The following is a 19,279-nucleotide window of genomic DNA, read 5'->3' on the forward strand; positions in this document are numbered from 1 at the left end:
TGAGAGTAGTATCTTGGTTACGATTCCTGATTGAATCGCAAAGCGATTATTTTCCGGAAGCCGTGATCGCTCACGACCTCCCCGACTCGCTATTTAATTGTCAAAGAACCTTCCCTTCCAGACCCGGCACCCTGGCCGGCTCCGCCGACTCTCGTCGGGGCGGGCGGAAAGTGTACTCTACCCCAGCCTCGCCAGAGCGTCAACACCTTCCCTCTTTCAAACCCGGCGCTTTCACACCGGAGGGCAGCTTCTACCCGGTCATCCCGAGCTCGTCAACCCTTTTCGCAAGTTCTTTTCAGAACCCCCGCCCTCCCAGGCGGAGCGAGGTATCTACCCGGAACCACTGGCCCCGTCAACCCCTCGCTGCAATCTTTTCTTTCAATCCCGTCGCCCTTCCGGGCGGCGGAGGAGCTATCTACTCCGGAACCCCGGAGGCCGTCAAGCTCTCTTTTCATTTTTTCGGATTTTCCCTGCCGCGCCTGTGCGGGCCGGGCGCCCGGGCAAGCCCTGGCAACCAATCCGAATCCTTCGCTTTTCAAACCCGCACCGGGAGTGGCCGTCAGGCCCGCCCTCAGCGCGGAAGTGGGTTATGACCGAACTCGCCCCGCCCGTCAACGGAAAATCGTGCTGGAATGAATATTTCCGGCAACCAGCTCAAATAGAAGGGATTCGTCTGCGGCCAGCCACCCTGCCGCCGCCCCTTGCGGACCGCTTCGGGCGCGCCCGGGCCCGCCATCCATGCGCCGGGGGCTGGCGGCGCTCCCGGGCTGCCCCCACCCCGCGCCCGCCGGGCCTCAGAAACGGTCCTTGCCCAGGCCCCAGTCCGCCCATTCGGGCCACAGCGGCGGGGCGGCGGCCTCGAACTCCGGCAGGCGCAGCCGAAAATGGTGCAGGTACAGCCGCGGCCCTTCCTGCGGACCATAGACCCCGTCGCCCAGCACCGGGTGGCCCGCCGCCGCCAGGTGGGCGCGGATCTGGTGCCGCGCGCCTTTATGGATAATGCAGCGCACCAGGGTGGCCCCGGGCGCGGCCTGGGCGAGCACTGGCTCCACCTCGGTGCGCCGCAGGCCCGTGGGGTCCGCCTCGTCCAGCACGCGCACCACCCGCCGCCGCGCGGCGTCGATGGCGCCCGCGCAGACAAAGGGGGTCTCCACCTGGCCCAGCACCAGGGCCGCGTAGACCTTGGTCACCGCCGCCTGGTCCTCCAGCTCGCGGTAGCGCGCGGCCATGGCCTCGGACAGGGCCACGGCCAGAAGCCCCGAGGTGGGCAGGTCCAGCCGGTTCACCAGCCGGGCGAAACGCCCCGGCCAGAAGGCGCCCAGGCACTGCTCCACGCTGGACCCGGGCCGCCCGGCGATGGCCTCGGAGTGCACGCCCCCGGGCTTGAACAGCGCGGCCATGAGCCCGGTGTTCTGCCCGACCACGCGCACGCCCTCGGGCACGCCCCCGGGCTCACCCCCGCCCCCGGCGGCCCCGGCGGGCTCCCCGGCGCGCAGGGTCAGCACCTGCCCGGCCATGACCCGGTAGCCCTTGGGGCGCGGAAAGCCGTCCACAAGCACGACCCCGGCCTCCCAGGCGCGCTTGCGCGCGCGCAGCCCCGCCCCGGGCAGCACCAGTTCCAGGGCCTGGTCCAGGCGGCGGCCTTCCATCTCGGGGGGCACCACCCCGCGCGGGGTGTCGTCGGGTACATCGTTCATGGGCGGTGTGTAGCCTGCTTCGCCGCCCCTGCCAAGGCCGGGCGCAAACAGCGGGGCGCCGGGCCTCCTCCGTCCTGGAAGAAGCCCGGCGCCCGGAAACGATCTCGGTGGCCTGAAAATGATATCCCGCCCGGACATCCGGGCCCGGCGGGGCTAGCCCCGCTTGCTCACGAAACGGCTGGCCGTGGGCACGACCCTGGTGGCCTGGCGGTAGCCGGACAGGCGCCCGCGCTCCTTGCGCGAGCGGGCCAGGTCCTCTTCCAGGCTCTTGTGCAGACTGCGCGCCTCGCGGGTCAGCTGGCCCTGGAGGTTCTTGAGCTGGCGCAGCTTGCCCATGAGCACGTCCACGTCCACCTGCTCGCGCTCCTTGGCCTGCCAGGCGCGCTCGAGCAGGGCGCCGCGCTGGTGGGCGGTCTCCTCGGTCTGCTCGACCATCCCTGCGGCCAGCAGCTCAAGTTCGCGCTGGCCCAGGTCCAGGGCCTTGTCCAGCAGTTGCAGGCACTCGGACATGGCTAGGCCGCCTTGGAGGCTTCGCGGATGTCCTCGCGCAGGTCGGCGATGACCTGCTTCCATTTCTCGACGCTGGCCAGGAACTCGTATTCGAGCAGGTCGGCCAGAAGGATCCAGTCCTCGTTCTCGCTGACTTCGATCATTTCGGAGAACAGCGCGGTGATCTCCTCCATGTTGTCGTTGAGCACCTGGCGGTCCCTCAGGCTGAACTCGTCGCGCAGCACGCCGATCATGCCCAGGAAGTCGCGGGTCACGTCGAGCAGGTCCTGGTACAGCTCCAGGGCCTCGGCGTCGTCGCCGCGGCGGAACAGGTCCGCCACGCTGCGGCAGCCGTGGCCCATCAGGCGCACGACCTTGTACAGCTCGCGGGTGATGTTCACCGCCATCTCGGGCACGGCCATGGTCACGATCTCCACGCTCTCGATCTCGGCGGTGGGGATGTCCTCGGCCTGGTGGGGGTAGATCTCGGAGAAGGCCTCCTTGTTGACGAAGACATCGGTGACCATCCTGTTGTCCAGGCAGTCCTGCTCCATCACCTTGACCAGCAGATCCTCGAGGTTCGCGAAGTTGTTGACGCGAAGACCCGTTTCCTGACCATCGATAACGATCATGTCTCTCCCTCCTTGGGAATGGGCAAAATGTGCGCGAGGCACATGGCGCTACTCTTGATTCAAATCTCGTGCCAGCGGCGGCACGGCCTGGCTCCAGGCGTCGAGCAGGGCGTGCCAGGCTTCGATAAGTGCGGGCAGTGCACTGAAATCCTTGGCATACTCCTGCGCCTGCTCGCGCCACAGGTCGGCCAGCACGGCAAAGCGCGCGCTGCCGCCCCACAGGGCCGCAAGGCGCTCGAAATTGCCCAGCACCTTGTCTTTCAGGCCCGCCAGGGGCGCCCGGCCCAGGGCGCCGACCTGCTGGCGCAGCAAAAACAGCACCTGCGCGGACTGCGCGAGCACCGGCGCGACCTCGGCCCGGAAGGGCGCCGACAACGCCGGAACCTTGGCCATGGGGCCGGGCCGCTCGCCGTCGAGAAATTGACGATAGAAATGGCGCTGGATGCGGATCCAGGCCGTGCGGTCCTCGGCCTCGTGGCCGGTGAGGGATTCCAGGTCCATGCCGCCGAAGGCGTCGCGCCGCGTGACCCAGGCCCGGACGCCGGGCCCGGCCCCCGGTGCGTCCGCTGCGGGCGCCGCCCACGCGCCGCCTTCGAGCCACCGGGTTATATAATGATATACGGCCCCGGCCTCCACGGCCCGGCGGCAGGCGTGGCCCAGGGTGCAGGCGTGGTGGAAGCCGCACGGGTGGCAGGGCATGTCCGGCTCCAGGCACAGGCAGCCCTCGGCGTAGGGCCCCGTGTCCCACGGCTGGGCCGTGGCCAGGAACACCGCGCAGATGGGCACGCCCAGCCCGGCGGCCAGGTGCATGGTGCCCGTGTCGTTGCTCACCAGCAGGCGCATCCGCCCCAGCACGGCCGCCAGCTCCGGCAGCGCGGTGCGCCCGGTGAGGTCCAGGGCCGGGCAGGCCTCCCGGGCCATGAAGCGCGCGCCCAGCCCGGCCTCGTCGGGCGCGCCCAGCAGCACCGGGCACAGCCCGTGCCCGCGCCACAGCAGCGCCCCCAGCTCGGCGAAGCGCTCCAGCGGCCAGCGGCGCACCGCCGCGCTGGCCCCCAGCTGGAAGCCCACCAGCCCCCGGGTGCCTGCCGGGGCCGCCGCCAGCAGGGCGTCGGCCCGGGCCCTTGCCCCGGCGTCGGCCCCGGCCAGGGCATACTCGCGCCCAGCGCGCTCAAGCCCGGCGACCTCGCAGAACTGGTCCACCAGATTGTACGGGCTGCTGCCCCGGTTGCGCGACGAGGCCACCAGGAACGCCGCCCAGGCCGAGGTGTTGCGCCCGAAGCCGAAGGCGTCCATGCCGAAGCCCACCTGGGGCGCGTCGCCCGCAAGGCGCGTGAGCAGCCGCCCGGGCAGCGTGGCCGTCAAGTTCAGCACCCGCTGTGCGCCGAAGGGCCGCAGGGTATCCTGGGCCCAGCTCCACAGCAGGCCCAGCCCGTCGGTCCAGGCGCGGTCCAGCCCGGCCAGCAGCGCCGCCCCGGGCAGGGGAAACACGGCGTCCACCCCGCCCAGCAGCCGCGCGGCTCCGGAAAAGTTGTCCAGGCAGACCAGCCCCACCTCTTCGCCCCGGGCCTTGAGGCCGCTGATGACGGGCTGGGTCTGGAGCAGATCGCCGAAGCGGGTCAAATTGATGACGAGAGTGCGCATGAAACATCCTGCTATTCAAACGCATTGCAGAAAGGCCCGACATCCGTTGCGGGTCGCCTGCCCCTCTGCATCAAGATTCGCGCCAACCGGGCCGCGCGACGCGCCCCGGGCGCCCCTGCGCCCCCCCCGGCCCCCCCGGCCCGCCCGGCCCGCAAGCCCCCGGCCGCCCCGGGGCCGGCCCCGCCCGGGCGCCGGATGCACCCCGGTGCGGGCCAGGGGTTGCATTCCCCTGGCGCCTGCAATACGCTCCCGCGCAGTCCGTCATATGGTTCCGCCACGCGGGGGGCGACAGCCGCTCACCCGCCGTGACGTTTCGTCACCCCCCCAACTGGAGGACGTTCCATGGCTCTGTTCACCAAACAAGAGGCCCTCGACTACCATTCCAAGGGCCGCAAGGGCAAAATCGAGGTCATCCCCGTCAAGCCCTGCCGCACCCAGAAGCAGCTCTCCATGGCCTACTCGCCCGGCGTGGCCCACTCCTGCCTGGAAATCGCCGCCGACCCGGCCAAATCCTTCGAGTACACCGCCCGGGGCAACCTGGTGGCCGTGGTCTCCAACGGCACCGCCGTGCTCGGCCTGGGCAACATCGGCGCCGCCGCGGGCAAGCCGGTCATGGAAGGCAAGGGCGTCCTGTTCAAGAGCTTCGCCGACATCGATGTCTACGACATCAACCTCGACACCACCGACCCCGACGCCCTCATCGCCGCCGTGAAGATGATGGAACCGACCTTCGGCGGCATCAACCTCGAGGACATCAAGGCGCCCGAGTGCTTCTACATCGAGGAGCAGCTCAAGAAGCAGATGAACATCCCCGTGTTCCACGACGACCAGCACGGCACGGCCATCATCTCCGGCGCGGGCATCATCAACGCCCTGGAAATTTCCGGCAAGAAGATCGAGAACCTGAAGCTCGTGGTCTCCGGCGCGGGCGCCTCGGCCATCGCCTGCACCAAGTTCTACGTCGCCATGGGCATCCGCCCCGAGAACGTCTTCATGTTCGACTCGCGCGGGCTCATCCACAAGGGCCGGGGCAAGCTCTCCCCCGAGAAGTCCCTCTTCGCCCAGGACAAGGACCACGGCTCCATCGCCGACTGCATGAAGGGCGCGGACATGTTCCTGGGCCTGTCCGTCAAGGGCGCCATCACGCCGGACATGGTGCGCAGCATGAACAAGAACCCGATCATCTTCGCCTGCGCCAACCCCGACCCCGAAATCACCTACACCGACGCCAAGGGCGCCCGCCCCGAGGCCATCATGGGCACCGGCCGCTCGGACTACCCCAACCAGATCAACAACGTCCTGGGCTTCCCCTTCATCTTCCGCGGCGCCCTGGACACCCGAGCCACCGAGATCAACGAGCAGATGAAGATCGCCGCCTCGCAGGCCCTGGCCGCCCTGGCCAAGGAGCCGGTGCCCGACGACATCTGCGCCATCTACGGCCGCAAGCTGGAGTTCGGCGTGGACTACGTCATCCCCAGCCCCTTCGACCCGCGCGTGCTCGAATGGGAAGCCGCCGCCGTGGCCCAGGCCGCCATGGACACCGGCGTGGCCACCATCCAGCTGGACATCGAGGAGTACAAGAAGTCCCTGCGCGCCCGGCTCGCCGAGGCCAAGCGCCGCATCGCCCTGGTGGTGGATGCCTACGGCCTGGACTTCTAGACCCGCCCCGGCGCGCGCCCTGGCTGCGTGATCTCTCGGGCCGCCTCCCTGCACAGGGGGCGGCCCTTTTTTTGCTACGGGGCAAGAGGCAAGGGCGAAGGGCGAAGGGCGAAGGGGGATGCCTCCGGCGGCCCGGGCTCCGCCCGGGACCAAAGGCCCCTCGACCCCGTACGCCGCCCCGGCTGGCTGCGGCGAAGCGCCGCAGCCAGCCGGGGCGGGAGGCAAAGGGGGGCGCGTTTTTTCCTTGCCCCGGGGCGGGGGGCGGGAGCAGGATTGTACAAGACGCGCCCGCCGGGTCCATGCCAGACCGGACCCGGAGCGGACGCCCCGCTCCGCCGGAGGCCCCGTGACCAGACGCACCGCACAGCCCGCAGCCCCCATGGACGCCGCCGCGTCCCCGGCCTTGCCGCCCGGGGGTGGTGGTGCGGCCCTTGCGGCGCAGGGGACGGCCCCGGGTGAGGGGCCCGTGCTGCTGCGCCCGCCCGGGCTGCCGGGGGTGGAGCTGCTGCACGCGCGCGGCCTGCGCCAGCGCTTCGCCCGCCACTTCCACCGCCGCTACGCCGTGGGCGTGGTGGAGCACGGCGCCCTGGAGTTCCGCTTCCTGGGCCGGGCCAACGTGGCCCTGCCCGGCAGCGTGAACCTGACCACGCCCGGCGAGGTCCACGACGGGCACCCCGGCTCCGGCCCGGGCTGGACCTACCGCATGTTCTACCTGGACCCGGACCTGGTGCAGCGCGCCGCCGCCGAGGCCGCCGGGCGGCCCGTGCCCGCGCCGGACTTCGCCGCCGGGGTGCTGGCCGACCCCGCCCTGGCCGCCGAGGTCCAGGCCGTCCATCGCCTGCTCATGGACCCCGGCGCCCCGCTGCTGGCCCGCCAGACGCGCCTACTGCACATGCTCGCCCTGTGGATCGCCCGCCACGGCGACGCCACCCGGCCCCTGCCCCGCGCGGGCCGCGAGCCCCGGGCCGTGGCCCGCGCCCGGGCCTGGCTCGACGCCCACTGCCGCGAGGACGTGTCCCTGGACGAGCTGGCCCGCGTGGCCGGGCTCTCGCCCTTCCACCTCGCGCGTTGCTTCAGCGCCGCCCTGGGCCTACCGCCCCACGCCTACCTGCTGGGGCTGCGCGTGCGCCTGGCCCGCGAACTGCTGGCCGGACCCATGCGCCTGGCCGACATCGCCGCCGAAACCGGCTTCACCGACCAGGCCCACCTGACCCACACCTTCCGGCGCCTGACCGGTCTCACGCCCGGGCGCTACCGCAAGTTCCTGCAAACCTAGCCGGGGCCGGGGGGGCTATGGTCCGGCCCGGGCGGCGCATCCCGCGCCGCCACGCCGCACCCCGGAGGCCCCATGACCACCCGACCCCACGCCACGCCCCTCGCCCGCCCGGCGGACCCGGCGCGCGCAGCAAATGCCGCGCCCGCCGCTGCCCTGGCCACCCCGGACACTCCTGCCGCCTGCGTTTCCCCGCTGGCCGCGCCCGCGCCCGGCGCCACCTCGGGTGCCCCTGCTGCATCCGGCACCTCTCTTGCCGCTCCCGGCACTGCTCCGGGTGCCCCGGGCGCCCCCGGGCGGCCCTGCCGTGAGCGCACCAGCCAGCCAGCCCCCGCCGCCCCGCCCCTGGGCGCCTACGCCAGCTTGGCCCTGGCCATGGTCATCGTCGGCAGCTCGGTGGTGGCGGGCAAGATGCTCGTGGCCGAACTGCCCGTACAGCTGGCCTCGGCCCTGCGCTTCGCCTGCGCGGCGGCGGTGCTCGTGCCACTGCTGCTGGTGCGCGAGGGCTGGCCGCGCGTGTCGGTGCGCAGCCTCGCGGTGATGCTGGCCCAGGCGGCCTGCGGCGGGCTGCTGTTCAACGTGCTGCTGCTCCAGGGCCTGCGCAGCACCAGCGCCGGGGCGGCGGGCATCATCACCAGCACCACCCCGGCGGCCATGGCCTGCATCGCCTTCCTGCTGCTGGGCGAACGGCCCACGCGCCGGGCCCTGGCCGGGGTGGCGCTCTCCGTGCTCGGGGTGGCGGCCATCAACCTGCACAGCGTGATGGACGGCCCCGGCGGCCCCGGCGGCCCCGGCGGCGCAGCCCTGGGCGGCAACCTGCTGGTGCTCGGGGCCGTGCTGGCCGAATCGCTGTTCCTGCTGCTGCGCAAGGCCGTGCCCGAGCCGCTTTCGCCCCTGGCGGTGTCCACGCTGGTGACGGTCTTCGGGCTGGCGCTGTTCGCGCCCGGGGCGCTCATGGAGGCCCGGGGCTTCGATTTCGCGGCGGTGGGCGCGGCCTCGTGGGCCACGGTGGCCTATTACGGGCTGGTGGTCACGGTGGCGGCCTATCTGCTCTGGTTCCGGGGGGTGACGCGCGTGGGCGCGGGCACGGCGGGGATCTTCACGGCGGTGATGCCCGTGAGCGCCGTGGGCCTCTCGGCCCTGGTGCTGGGCGAGGCCCTGGGCTGGGGCCATCTGGCCGGGGCCGGGCTGGTGCTGGCGGGCATCTGGTGCATCTGCCGCCGGGGCTGAGGCCGGGGTGAGCCCGCGCCGCGCCCTTACGAAAGGGAAAAGGGAGTCCTTGCCGAGGGGAGTTCTCTAGTCCACCCGCGCCAGCAGCACCACCAGCAGGTCGTCGAACAGCGTCAGGGGCGCGTCGCCGCCCTTGGGGCCCAGCTCGGAGAGCACCAGGTGTTCCAGGTCCGGGTCGCGCCAGGAGGCGTCCTCGTCATCCTCGTCTGGGGCATCGTCCGCAGCGTCCTGCTCTTCCTCGCGGTCCGCATCGTCGTCCGCATCCTCGTCATCGTCGTCAAAGTCTCCGCCGTGCTGGCCGCGCAGGCCCGGGCCCGGGCCGTCCGGGAAGCCTGCGCCCCAGTCCATGTCCTCATCCTCGGGGTCGGCGTAATCCGCGAACAGGAAGTCCAGGAACTCCCCGGCGTCCTCGAATTCCAGGGTGGTGCGGAACAGCTCGCGGCGCACCACGGGCAGCGGGCCATGGGCCATGGCCTGCTGGGCCTGGGCGTGGTCCGGCGCGTCGTCGCGCAGCACCGCCCGCGCGCGGCCGACCTCGCTGAAGGGCACCGGCTCCAGCACCACCACCCGCCCGCCCGGGCGCAGCACGCGCCGGGCCTCGGCCAGGGCCGCTTCGGCGTCCATGCGGTGCAGGCACAGGGTCAAGAGCACCACGTCGAAGCTCTCGTCGGCGAAGTCCAGGGCCTCGCCCTGGCCTTCCACGAAGGCGGCGTCCGGCACGCGCGCCTGGGCCTCGGCCAGGGCCGCCGGGTCCGCGTCCAGCCCCACGTAGGACGCCGCCCAGCCCGCCAGCCCGGCGGCCACGCGGCCATCGCCGCAGCCGATTTCCAGCACGTCCATGCCGTCGGGTGCGGCAAACTCCACCAGGAACTTCTGGATCACCGCGTCGCGGTCGCTGCGCATGGCTCTCCCCTGTGGCTAGGCCCGGCGGATGTTGTAGACGCTGCGGCCCTCGGCCACGATGGTCCCGGGGTCCGTGCTGCAATAGACCACGGTCACGGCGTTGCCCACGCGGTTGCCGTGCAGGCGCACTTCCGACTCGGCCACGAGGTCGCCCTCCATGGCGGGCTTCAGGTAGTCCACGCGCAGGTCGATGGTGGCGATGCGGTCCGAGGGCTGGCCCATGGTCCACACGGCGAAGCCGCCGCAGGTGTCCACGAGCATGGAAATGACCCCGCCGTGCAGCGCGCCGCGCCGGGCGTCGCCCACCAGCTCGGGCCGACGCGGCACCAGCAGCGAGCAGCGCCCGCGCTCCAGCGAGCGCACGCGCAGGCCCAGGTAGTTGTTGAAGGGAATGCCGTTCTCGATCAGATCGCGGAAGGCCGCGTCCAGCTCGCCCATGGGGTCCGTCCTGTTGGGTCGTGTTGTTGTGCCGGGCCGGGCGGCGCGGGGGGGGGCCGCCCGGGGCGCGGGCCAGGGTGGGGCCGCGCCGCAGCCGGGCCCAACGCGGGCCAGGCGAAACCGGGGCCAAAACCCCGGGCCGGGATTAGGCCAAGGCCGGGGTCAGGCCGGAGCCAGGGCCAGATCAGGGCCCAGGCCGGGAGCCCCCGGCGCGCCCGCGCGGCGCCTGCCGGGCGGATGTGCCGTTTTCCGCGCGCCGCCCTCCGGCGTCCCCGCGCAGGGCGTTCCCGCGCGCCCTTCTGCCTACCCCGGGGCCGCGCGCAGCGCAAGCCCGCCGGGCGCTTTACTCGCGCCCGGGCCTGCTGTAAACCTCGCCCATTCGTCCCCGTCCGTCCCCATCCGTCCCCCGGGAGCCGTGCATGGATTGGCTGACCATCGGCGTCTTCGTTTTCGTCTACGCGGGCATGATCCTGGGCGGCGTGCCCGGGCTGGCCCTGGACCGCACCGGCGTGGCGCTCACCGGGGCCATCGCCCTGCTGGCCGCCGGGCGGCTGGCCCCGCACGAGGCCTGGGCCGCAGTGGACGTGTCCACCATCGCCCTGCTTTTCGCGCTGATGGTCGTCTCGGCGCAGTTGCGTCTGGGCGGGTTCTACACCGCCGTGACCCGGCGGCTGGCGGCGGTGCGCGTGGGGCCCGTGGCGCTGCTGGGGCTGGTGGTGGCCGTGGCCGGGGGGCTCTCGGCGGTGCTGGCCAACGACATCGTGTGTCTGGCCATGGCGCCCATCCTGGCCCAGGGCGGCATCCGGCGCGGGCTGAACCCCGTGCCGCTGCTCCTGGGGCTGGCCTGCGCGGCCAACGTCGGCAGCGCCGCCACGCTCATCGGCAACCCGCAGAACATGCTCATCGGCCAGGTGCTGGGCCTGGATTTCGGGGCCTACCTGCTGGCCGCCGGGCTGCCCGCGCTGCTGGGCCTGGGCGCCACCTGGGGCCTCATCGCCCTGCTCTACCGGGGCCGCTGGGCCACGGACCTGCCCGAGCCGCAGGTGGACGCGCCGGACTTCGGCGCCTGGCAGAGCACCAAGGGGCTGGCGGTGCTCGCGGCCCTGGTGGCGGTGTTCCTGTGGGGCGGGCTGGGGCGCGAGGTGGCGGCGCTGCTGGCCGCCGGACTGCTGCTGCTCTCGCGGCGCATGGCCTCGCGCACCACCCTGGGGCTGGTGGACTGGCAACTGCTGGTACTCTTCATCGGCCTGTTCGTGGTCAACCACGCCGTGGCGACGGGGGGCATCCTGTCGCACCTGCTGGGCTCCCTGCGCGCCCTGGGCCTGGATGTCACGGCCCCGGGCCAGCTCTATGCGGCCACGGCGGCCCTCTCCAACCTCGTCTCCAACGTCCCCGCCGTGATGCTCCTGCTCCCCGCGGTCAAATCCCTGCCCGACCCCACCCAGGCCGGCACCCTCCTGGCCCTGTCCAGCACCCTGGCCGGCAACCTCATCGTGGTCGGCTCCATCGCCAACATCATCGTCATCGACCAGGCCGCCCGCCTGGGCATCCGCATCTCCTGGACCGAACACGCCCGCACCGGCCTCCCCGTCACCTTCGCCACCCTGACCATCGCCTGGGCGCTGGTGGGGTGATGGGGCGGGCGGCGGGAGGAGGGTAAGGCCGGAGCAGCGAAGAAACCGCGAAGGAAGGCGGCGCCTGCGGCGGGCAAGGCCTGCGGCGGCAACGATAATCCGGAACGAGAACCGACGAGGTCTAGGCCAGCCCTGGTCCGTCCTTGAACGCACCCGGGTCGCACAGCTCGGGGAAATAATACTGCACCGCGTGCGCGGGCAGGCCGATGGTCAGGGGGGCCTTCTGGTTGGCGGATTCCAGCAGTCCTTCGGCCAGCAGCGCCTTCACGATGTCGCGGGCCTTGCGGTCCGAGGCGTTGATGAGTTCGTGGACCTCGCCCTTGGCGATCTGGCCATGCACGAAGACATGCGTGAGGATGCGGGCCGCCTCCTTGGGCAGGGGCCCCCTCTCCGCCATGTGCCCCCTGGTTCGCAGGGAACAGTAGAACGCGATGTTCCTGGCCGCCGCGTCCAGGTTCAGGAGCGCGTCCATGAACCGGGCCTGATCCAGGGCCGTGTGCAGAAAAAAGAGACAGAACCGGCGCAGGCCGTCCTCCGAAAGACTGCCGCGCCCGTCGTAGTCGCCCTGGCGCGGGGCGTCCGCAGCGGCCAGGAGCGCCTTGTAGTCGCCCTCCGCCCGCGCCAGCCCCCGGCCCAGAGTCCACAGCCCGTAGCCTTCCAGCCCGCAGCACTTGAGGTACACATCCGAAAACAGCCGGGCGACGCGCCCGTTGCCTTCGAAAAACGGGTGAATCCAAAGCAGCCGGTGATGGCTTGCGGCGGCAAGAACCAGCCGCCCCGCACCCTGCGCCCTTTCAAGGGCATACGCCTCCTGGAAGCGCGCCAAAAGCCCGGGCAGCGCCTGCCAATCGGGCGGCACATGCGCCCCCACGCGCACGTTGTCATCGCGCAGCCGCCCGGGGAGGGTCTCGACCTCCCGTGTGCCTTCCTGGTTCCGCTGGATGAGGAATTCCCTTGGCACACCGGCAAAGAGCAACTCGTGAAGGCGGCACAGGAAACCGGCTTCGGCCACGGCGGGCAAACCGCCCGCGCACTGCGCATCCACAGCGGCCTGGGCCGCGATGTTCTGCTTGTGCAGCAGCTGGAGCTTGCGGGTTCTGTCGTCCTGCGCAAGCTCCCTGAGGCCGGATTCGATCTCCAGAAGCGTCGTGCGGATGCCCTCGATGAGGTTCGAATAGTAGCTGTTGACGTTGCGCAACAGCCCGCCGACCCGCTGGGCCGTCACCGGATGCACCCGCCCAGCCAGCTTCGCCGAGGCCTTGAAAACCTCCAAAGCCAAATCCTCCAGATCGCTCCGCCGCCCGGGGACCATGGGTTCCATTTGTGGTATCGCTGGCATGATTTTTCCGAAATATTTGCCGGAATTTTTTCCGGAATAACCGCAGCATAATTGCACGCTATAGCTTGCTTTAATGAAAAATAGAGAAACATGCAACCCCGGAATTGAACATAATTTTTGCCGAAATATTTGCCAAAACCACAACCACCCGCCCAACAGGGAAAATCGCACCCCAATTCCCCCGGCGACCAATCCACCCCGGCCCAACGTTCAGGGCTGGCCTGCCAACCCGGAAAGACAAAGAAAAGGCGGCCACAAAGGCCGCCTTGAACGCGCCCCGCCGGGGGCGGCAGTGTCAGGTGAATACTATCTCTGTACAGCGCGCCCCTTACGGGACGCGGCCTTTCAATGGCGGGGTGCAGGGGACGTGTCCCCTGCCGGGTCCAGGGCAGCGCCCTGGCCGCCGGAGGCGTTTCCCCCTACTCCAACCCCGCCGCCTTCCTGTCCGGCACGGCGTAGAGTTCACCGCCGACGCTGTCGTTGATGACCAGGACCGGGAAGTTTTCCACGGTGAGTTCGCGGATGGCTTCGGGGCCGAGGTCGTCGAAGGCGATGATGCGGGCGGCGGTGATGCATTTGGAGAGCAGCGCGCCCGCGCCGCCGGTGGCGCCGAAGTAGACGGCGGTGTGTTCCTTGAGGGCCGCCTTCACGGCGTCGCTGCGCTTGCCCTTGCCGATGGAGGCCTTTTGCCCCAGGGCGTGCAGGCGCGGGGCGTAGGTGTCCATGCGGTAGCTGGTGGTCGGCCCGGCGGCGCCGATGGGCCGCCCGGGGGGCGCGGGGCTGGGGCCCACGTAGTAGACGATGGAGCCTTGCAACTCGAAGGGCAGCGGCTGGCCCTCGTCGATGAGCGCCATGAGCCGCTTGTGGGCGGCGTCGCGGGCGGTGTAGATGGTGCCGGTGATGAACACCACGTCGCCCGCGCGCAGGGGCGCCACGTCCGCGTCGGTCAGCGGGGTGGTCAGCGTGTATTCGGCCATCAGATGACAACCTCCTCGTGGCGGATGGAGTGGCACTGCACGTTGACGGCCAGGGGCAGGCTGGCCAAATGGCAGGGCGCCATTTCGATCTTCACGCCCAGGCAGGTGGTCTTCCCGCCCAGGCCCATGGGGCCGATGCCCAGCTTGTTAATGGCCGTGAGCAGTTCGTCTTCCAGGGCGGCGATCTTGGGGTCGGGGTGCTTTTCGTCCAGGTGGCGCATGAGCGAGCGTTTGGCCAGGATGGGCGCGCGCTCGAAGGTGCCGCCGATGCCCACGCCGATCATGGTCGGCGGGCAGGGGTTGGGCCCGGCCTCGGCCACGCGCTCGACCACGAAGCGCTTGATGCCCTCCCAGCCCTGGGCCGGGGAAAGCATGGTCACGCGGGACATGTTCTCGCTGCCGCCGCCCTTGGCCATGAAGGCGATGCGGATGCGGTCGCCGGGCACGAAGTCGAAGTGGATGATGGCCGGGGTGTTGTCGCCGGTGTTGGCGCGGGTCATGGGGTCGCAGGACGACTTGCGCAAAAAGCCCTCCTGGTAGCCCAGGACCATACCCCGGGTCACGGCGTCCTTGAGGCTGCCCTGCACGACCACGTCCTCGCCCACGTCCACGAAAAACACGGCCAGGCCGCAGTCCTGGCACAGGGGCAGGCCGGTGGCCTCGGCCATGTCGGAGTTCTCCAGCAGCTGGCGGAAGATCTCCTTGGCCGCCGGGCTGTCCTCGGCGGCCATGCAGTCCTTGAAGGCCCGTTTCACGTCGTCGGGCAGATGGATGCTGGCGTGGCGGATCATCTCGGCCACCTTGGGCACGATGTCCGCCGCCTTGATGGTACGCATTGTCTTGTGTCTCCTGTGCTACTTCGCGCCGGGCAAAAAGCGCCGGATGGCCGTCAGGCCCATCTTGCGGCGCAGGAAGCCGAGCTGGTCCTGAAGCGGCAGTTCCTTGGGGCAGACATCCTCGCAGCCCAGCAGGCCCATGCAGCCGAAGATGCCGTTGTCGTCGCCGATGATCTCGAAGTAGTCGCGGTCGGTGCGCTGGTCGCGCGGGTCCAGGGCAAAGCGCGCGATGCGGTTCAGGGCCACGGCGCCCAGGAAGTCCTTGCGCATGCGCGCCGTGCCGCAGCCCGCCACGCAGCAGCCGCACTCCACGCAGCGCTCCAGCTCGTAGATCTCGTTGGCCAGGGCGTTGTCCATGCGCTCCTCTTCGGCCAGCGGGTCGAACTGCTTGTCGGTATGAATCCACGAGCCCACGCGGGCGTACATTTCGCGGAACCAGGAGCCCGTGTCCACGGACAGGTCGCCCACCAGCTTGAACACCGGCAGCGGCAGCAGGGTGATTTCCTCGGGCAGGTCTTTCGTCTTGGTCTTGCAGGCCAGGCCCGGGCGGCCGTTGATGAGCATGCCGCAGGCGCCGCAGATGCCCGCGCGGCAGCAGAAGTCGAACTGCAACGACGGGTCCTGCTCCTCGCGGATCTGGTTCAGGGCGATGAACAGGGTCATGGAGGGGATTTCGGGCAGCACGAAGGTTTCCATGCGCGGCGCGGTGCCCTGGGCCATGGGGTTGTAGCGGAAGATGTTGAATTTCAGGGTGCGGTCCATGGCTAGTTCTCCTTGCCGGGCTTGGGGGCGCTGTCCATGGGAATGATCTTGCCGCCGCCGTAGCCGCGCTCGCCCGGGGGAATCTCGAAGGTCCGGGTGGCCGGTTCGTAGTCCAGGGTCGGCAGGTCGTCGCCCTCGCTCTTCCAGGTGGCCAGGGTGCGGGTCAGCCAGTCGCGGTCGTTGCGCTCGGGGAAGTCCTCGCGGGCGTGGGAGCCGCGCGACTCGGTGCGCATCAGCGCGCCGTGGGCCACGCACAGGGCCAGACGCACCAGCCCGGGCATCTTCAGCGCCAGGGCCAGCTCGGGGTTGGCGCCCACGCCGTCGGACTTGAGGCCGATGCGCTTGGCGCGGGCGTGGACCTCCTGGAGGGTCGCCACGGCGCGCTCCAGGCCTTCCTTGTTGCGGAAGATGTGCACGCCGTCCTGCAGGGCGTCCTGCATGGCGGCGCGGACCTTGTACACGTCCTCGCTGCCGTCGGCGCCCTCGGTCAGGCGGCGGATGCGCTCCTGGTCGCGCGCCACGCGGTCGGCGACCACGGCGGTGCCGTACTGCGCGCTGGCGCCCCGCAGGTAGTCCACGACCTTGACGCCGATGACCCCGCCCGCGACCACGGTCTCGGCCAGGGAGTTGCCGCCCAGGCGGTTGAAGCCGTGCATGTCCCAACAGGCGGCCTCGCCCGCGCTGAACAGGCCCGCCAGCCCGTAGGCCGCGCCGTCCTTGTTGGTGCGCACGCCGCCCATGGAGTAGTGCTGCACGGGCTTGACGGGGATCAGGCTGTGCACGGGGTCCACGCCCAGGAAGTTCTGGCAGATTTCGTCCACCTCGCGCAGCTTGACGCGGATATGCTCCTCGCCCAGGTGGCGGATGTCCAGCCACAGGTGCTGCCCGTAGGGGCTCTGCACGCCCTTGCCCTCGCGGATGTGGTGCATCATCCAGCGCGAGACCACGTCGCGCGAGGCCAGCTCGGCCTTGTCGGGCTCGTAGACATGCATGAAGCGCTCCTGGTTCACGTCCAGCAGGGTGCCGCCGTCGCCACGGCAGCCCTCGGTGACCAGGATGTAGGTGGGCACGATGCCCGTGGGGTGGAACTGCACGGCCTCCATGTTGCCCAGGGGCACCACGCCGGTGTCGAGCACCGCCGCGTGGGCGCCGCCGTCGCAGATCACCGCGTTGGTGGACTCGCGGTAGATGCGCCCGAAGCCCCCCGCCGCGATGAGCGTGGCCTTGGCCAGGTACACGCGCAGCTCGCCGGTCTTCAGGCAGCGGGCCACGGCGCCCAGGCAGCGCCCGCCGTCGTGGATCAGGCTGATCATCTCCGTCTTGTCATGCACGGCCACGCCAAGCTGGGCGGCGCGGTTGTCCATGGTGTAGAGCACGGTGTGCCCGGTGCCGTCGGAGGTGTAGCAGGTGCGCCATTTGGCGGTGCCGCCGAAGGCGCGGGCGGTGATCAGCCCTTCCTTCTCGGCCTTTTCCTCTTTCTCGTAGCGCTCGCCGCCCTTGTAGTAGAAGCTCTTGCCCGCCACGACGCGGTTCCAGGGCACGCCCCAGTGGGCCATCTGGCGCATGGCGATGGGCGCGTTGTCGCAGAAGATGCGCGCCACTTCCTGGTCGCAGCCCCAGTCGGAGCCCTTGACCGTATCCATGAAATGCACGTCGGGGCTGTCGCCCTCGCCCATGGCGCTGTTGCCCAGGGCCGCCTGCATCCCGCCCTGGGCGGCGGAGGAATGCGAGCGCCGCGCCGGAACGATGGACAGGCAAATGACGTCGAACCCGGCTCCTGCGGCCTCGATGGCCACACGCTCCCCCGCCAGCCCCGCGCCGATGCACAGCAGGTCCGTCACGAAAGTCTGCATGGTCTCTCCTTGTCAGTAGGCCAGAAGCAGGAAACGGATCAGGGTCAGCAGCCCGATGCCGATGAACGCCAGGGTCAGGATGTTCTCCACGCGCTTCATTTTCGCGCGGCGCGAACGCTTGATGAACCCCCATTTGACCCCGATGCGGTAGAAGCCGATGCCCACGTGCAGCTCCACCAGGGGCAGCAGCACGAGGTAGAAGGCCAGCCACCAGCCGTCGGCCACGCGCGCGGCGCTCTTGGCCGCCGAGATGGGCAGGTCGGTGAGCACCACCCACATGTGGATGGAGCCCATGATGAGGATGATCATGGCGCTGCCCGCCTGCACCAGCCACAGCCAGGTGTCGCGGTGGCGCAGGGTCTTGGCGTGGGCCCAGATGGTGCGCTGCTCGTCGAGCCGGAAGGGCAGCTTGCGCGCCGCCAGCACGAAATGCAGCAAAAAGGCGAACCCGATGAGGGGTCCGCCGACCTGGGCCATGTAGGTGGCCTCGAAAAATCCAGCCAGGGCGTTCATGACGCCGGGGCCGATGATGACGCTGGACACCAGGATCATGTGGCTCCACATGAACAGCACCAGGCCCGCGCCGGTGAGCATCTGCAACCAGTCCAGATACGCCGAGAGCATCGACGGCCTGGGCACATGCAGGGTCGAATCGACAACCGCCATGTCTTCCTCCAGGGATAATGGAACGCGATACAGCCAACCAACCAGCACCCCGGGCGCGGCGCGCCTCCCGCAACGCGGACACACGCCCGAAGGCCCCTGCCCGGCGGCCTCCAGGGGGTCGCCCCCCAACGCCGGACAAAAGCCCCTGATTCTTGAACCCTGAATGACCGATTGTCAATTGTTGATGGCCATTCGCGCGCCACGGGGCGGCGCGGAAGGCGCCGGGAAGGGCGCGGGCGGCGGGCCTAGAGGACCACGTCGCGGAAGTCGCCCGAGGGGATGGGCTCCAGGTCGGCGGTGGGGTAGTTGAGCAGGTAGGCCTGACAGGCCAGGGGCGTGCCGTTGTCCAGGGTCACGTCCACCACGGCGCGGCGGTAGCGCGAGATATCCGGCTTGCCGGGGATGACGCCCTCGAATTCGTCCAGCAGCGGCCAGGCCCGCCCGGGGGCGGCCAGCCGCCAGACCTCGCCCAGCACGCGCTGGCCCGGGCCGTCGGCCTCGACCATGCCCGGGTACCAGCTCACGCGAAACAGCCGCCCGGCCACGCTGCCCCGGCCCAGCAGTTCGCCCATGGCCTCCAGCCGCTCGGCCCACGGCCCGCCCGCGCTGCGCATGAGGGTGCCGTAGGCGAAGAACAGGTCGTCAGGGGTGGGGGCGCTCATGGGCGATCGCCTCCTTCGCACCGCTTCATGGTCTCGACGACGCACGACTGCTTCTCGCTGAACCTGCGGCGGATCCACAGCGTGAAGCCCACTCCCGCAAGGCCCGACAGACCCAGGGCGAACTCCCCCAGGGAGACGAGCACCAGGAACACCAGCGCGGAAAACAGAAAGCTGGAACCGAAGACGGCCAGCCCCTCGAAGCTGAACAGGCCGCCGTGCTGGTCCCGGCCCCGGCGCAGGGAATCGATGCAGTGTTCATAGCGCGCCAGCAGCGCGCCCTGCGCGGCGCCCTGGCGGTGCAGGAAGGCCCCGATGGCGTACATGCGCAGCAAAAGCGTGCAAAGCATGAGGTCGCAGTAGGCGCAGACGAAGGGGATCAGGCACAGCACATAGTGGGCGGGCAGGGCCGCGCGCCCCCCGCCGCCGGGCGTGCCCGCGCCCTGGAAGCCCAGGCCCACGGCGCCCAGGGCGGCCACGAGCACGATCTTCCATTTGACCATGTCCAGGTGCCCGCGCTGGGTCTCGATGATCTCGTCGCGCAGCTTGTCCACCCCGACCGGGCCCCCCGGGCCGTCCGTGTCGCTCATC

The 19,279-nt window shown here is 70.4% G+C and carries 18 protein-coding genes; 4 read left to right on the top strand and 14 right to left on the bottom strand.

Features of this window, described 5'->3' with window-relative positions:
- Positions 1–794: 794 nt before the first annotated feature.
- The 4 genes from G495_RS18085 to G495_RS0107025 all read right to left on the bottom strand — a co-directional run bounded on the left by G495_RS18085 (position 795) and on the right by G495_RS0107025 (position 4,459).
- Positions 795–1,697 (bottom strand): pseudouridine synthase family protein, encoded by a 903-nt coding sequence (locus tag G495_RS18085; protein ID WP_051445158.1) that lies wholly within the window; start codon positions 1,695–1,697, stop codon positions 795–797.
- A 153-nt stretch (positions 1,698–1,850) separates the two neighbouring features.
- On the bottom strand, positions 1,851–2,207 hold the full coding sequence (locus G495_RS0107015; RefSeq protein WP_028587224.1) for a hypothetical protein: 357 nt from the start codon (positions 2,205–2,207) through the stop codon (positions 1,851–1,853).
- Positions 2,208–2,209: 2 nt separating this feature from the next.
- Positions 2,210–2,818 (bottom strand): DUF8043 domain-containing protein, encoded by a 609-nt coding sequence (locus G495_RS0107020; RefSeq protein ID WP_028587225.1) that lies wholly within the window; start codon positions 2,816–2,818, stop codon positions 2,210–2,212.
- A gap of 48 nt (positions 2,819–2,866) precedes the next feature.
- A complete protein-coding gene (locus G495_RS0107025) occupies positions 2,867–4,459 on the bottom strand; it encodes a glycosyltransferase family 9 protein (protein WP_028587226.1) in 1,593 nt (530 codons plus the stop codon).
- Positions 4,460–4,801: 342 nt separating this feature from the next.
- Here G495_RS0107025 and G495_RS0107030 point away from each other — a divergent pair, with 342 nt between their 5' ends.
- The 3 genes from G495_RS0107030 (at position 4,802) to G495_RS0107040 (ending at position 8,621) form a co-directional block, all read left to right on the top strand.
- A complete protein-coding gene (locus G495_RS0107030; protein ID WP_028587227.1) occupies positions 4,802–6,118 on the top strand; it encodes a malic enzyme-like NAD(P)-binding protein in 1,317 nt (438 codons plus the stop codon).
- Positions 6,119–6,464: 346 nt separating this feature from the next.
- Entirely contained in the window at positions 6,465–7,394 is a 930-nt protein-coding gene (locus G495_RS0107035; protein ID WP_245588386.1) for an AraC family transcriptional regulator, read from the top strand.
- A gap of 72 nt (positions 7,395–7,466) precedes the next feature.
- Positions 7,467–8,621, top strand: coding sequence for a DMT family transporter (locus tag G495_RS0107040; protein WP_084457979.1), 1,155 nt, complete (start codon positions 7,467–7,469; stop codon positions 8,619–8,621).
- A gap of 66 nt (positions 8,622–8,687) precedes the next feature.
- Here the strand turns inward: G495_RS0107040 and G495_RS20295 are convergent, their stop codons facing one another.
- Positions 8,688–9,524: a class I SAM-dependent methyltransferase gene (locus tag G495_RS20295; protein WP_051445159.1), complete on the bottom strand. Its 837-nt coding sequence runs from the start codon at positions 9,522–9,524 to the stop codon at positions 8,688–8,690.
- A 15-nt stretch (positions 9,525–9,539) separates the two neighbouring features.
- On the bottom strand, positions 9,540–9,962 hold the full coding sequence (locus G495_RS0107050) for a PaaI family thioesterase (RefSeq protein ID WP_156939621.1): 423 nt from the start codon (positions 9,960–9,962) through the stop codon (positions 9,540–9,542).
- Positions 9,963–10,381: 419 nt separating this feature from the next.
- On the opposite strand from G495_RS0107050, the gene G495_RS0107055 reads away from it, so the two are divergent.
- Complete coding sequence (locus G495_RS0107055; RefSeq protein WP_028587231.1) at positions 10,382–11,596, top strand: SLC13 family permease; 1,215 nt, start codon at positions 10,382–10,384, stop codon at positions 11,594–11,596.
- Between the two features lie 121 nt (positions 11,597–11,717).
- Here the strand turns inward: G495_RS0107055 and G495_RS18095 are convergent, their stop codons facing one another.
- The 8 genes from G495_RS18095 to G495_RS0107095 form a co-directional block, all read right to left on the bottom strand.
- Positions 11,718–12,917, bottom strand: coding sequence for a Fic family protein (locus G495_RS18095; protein ID WP_169734364.1), 1,200 nt, complete (start codon positions 12,915–12,917; stop codon positions 11,718–11,720).
- A 437-nt stretch (positions 12,918–13,354) separates the two neighbouring features.
- Positions 13,355–13,912 carry a Fe-S-containing hydro-lyase gene (locus tag G495_RS0107065; protein ID WP_028587232.1) on the bottom strand — a complete coding sequence of 186 codons (558 nt, stop codon included), beginning with the start codon at positions 13,910–13,912 and terminating at the stop codon, positions 13,355–13,357.
- A complete protein-coding gene (locus tag G495_RS0107070) occupies positions 13,912–14,748 on the bottom strand; it encodes a fumarate hydratase (RefSeq protein ID WP_028587233.1) in 837 nt (278 codons plus the stop codon). Before G495_RS0107070 ends, G495_RS0107065 begins: the two co-directional genes overlap by 1 nt.
- Before the next feature lie 18 nt (positions 14,749–14,766).
- Positions 14,767–15,510 carry a fumarate reductase iron-sulfur subunit gene (locus G495_RS0107075; RefSeq protein WP_028587234.1) on the bottom strand — a complete coding sequence of 248 codons (744 nt, stop codon included), beginning with the start codon at positions 15,508–15,510 and terminating at the stop codon, positions 14,767–14,769.
- A gap of 2 nt (positions 15,511–15,512) precedes the next feature.
- Positions 15,513–17,363 carry a fumarate reductase flavoprotein subunit gene (locus G495_RS0107080; RefSeq protein WP_028587235.1) on the bottom strand — a complete coding sequence of 617 codons (1,851 nt, stop codon included), beginning with the start codon at positions 17,361–17,363 and terminating at the stop codon, positions 15,513–15,515.
- 12 nt (positions 17,364–17,375) lie between these two features.
- Positions 17,376–18,029 carry a succinate dehydrogenase/fumarate reductase transmembrane subunit gene (locus G495_RS0107085; protein ID WP_035251299.1) on the bottom strand — a complete coding sequence of 218 codons (654 nt, stop codon included), beginning with the start codon at positions 18,027–18,029 and terminating at the stop codon, positions 17,376–17,378.
- A 245-nt stretch (positions 18,030–18,274) separates the two neighbouring features.
- Complete coding sequence (locus G495_RS0107090) at positions 18,275–18,691, bottom strand: gamma-glutamylcyclotransferase family protein (protein ID WP_028587237.1); 417 nt, start codon at positions 18,689–18,691, stop codon at positions 18,275–18,277.
- A complete protein-coding gene (locus tag G495_RS0107095) occupies positions 18,688–19,278 on the bottom strand; it encodes a hypothetical protein (protein WP_028587238.1) in 591 nt (196 codons plus the stop codon). Before G495_RS0107095 ends, G495_RS0107090 begins: the two co-directional genes overlap by 4 nt.
- Position 19,279: the final 1 nt, after the last annotated feature.

This window comes from Desulfocurvus vexinensis DSM 17965 (assembly GCF_000519125.1).
GTDB classification, from domain to species: Bacteria; Desulfobacterota; Desulfovibrionia; order Desulfovibrionales; family Desulfovibrionaceae; genus Desulfocurvus; species Desulfocurvus vexinensis.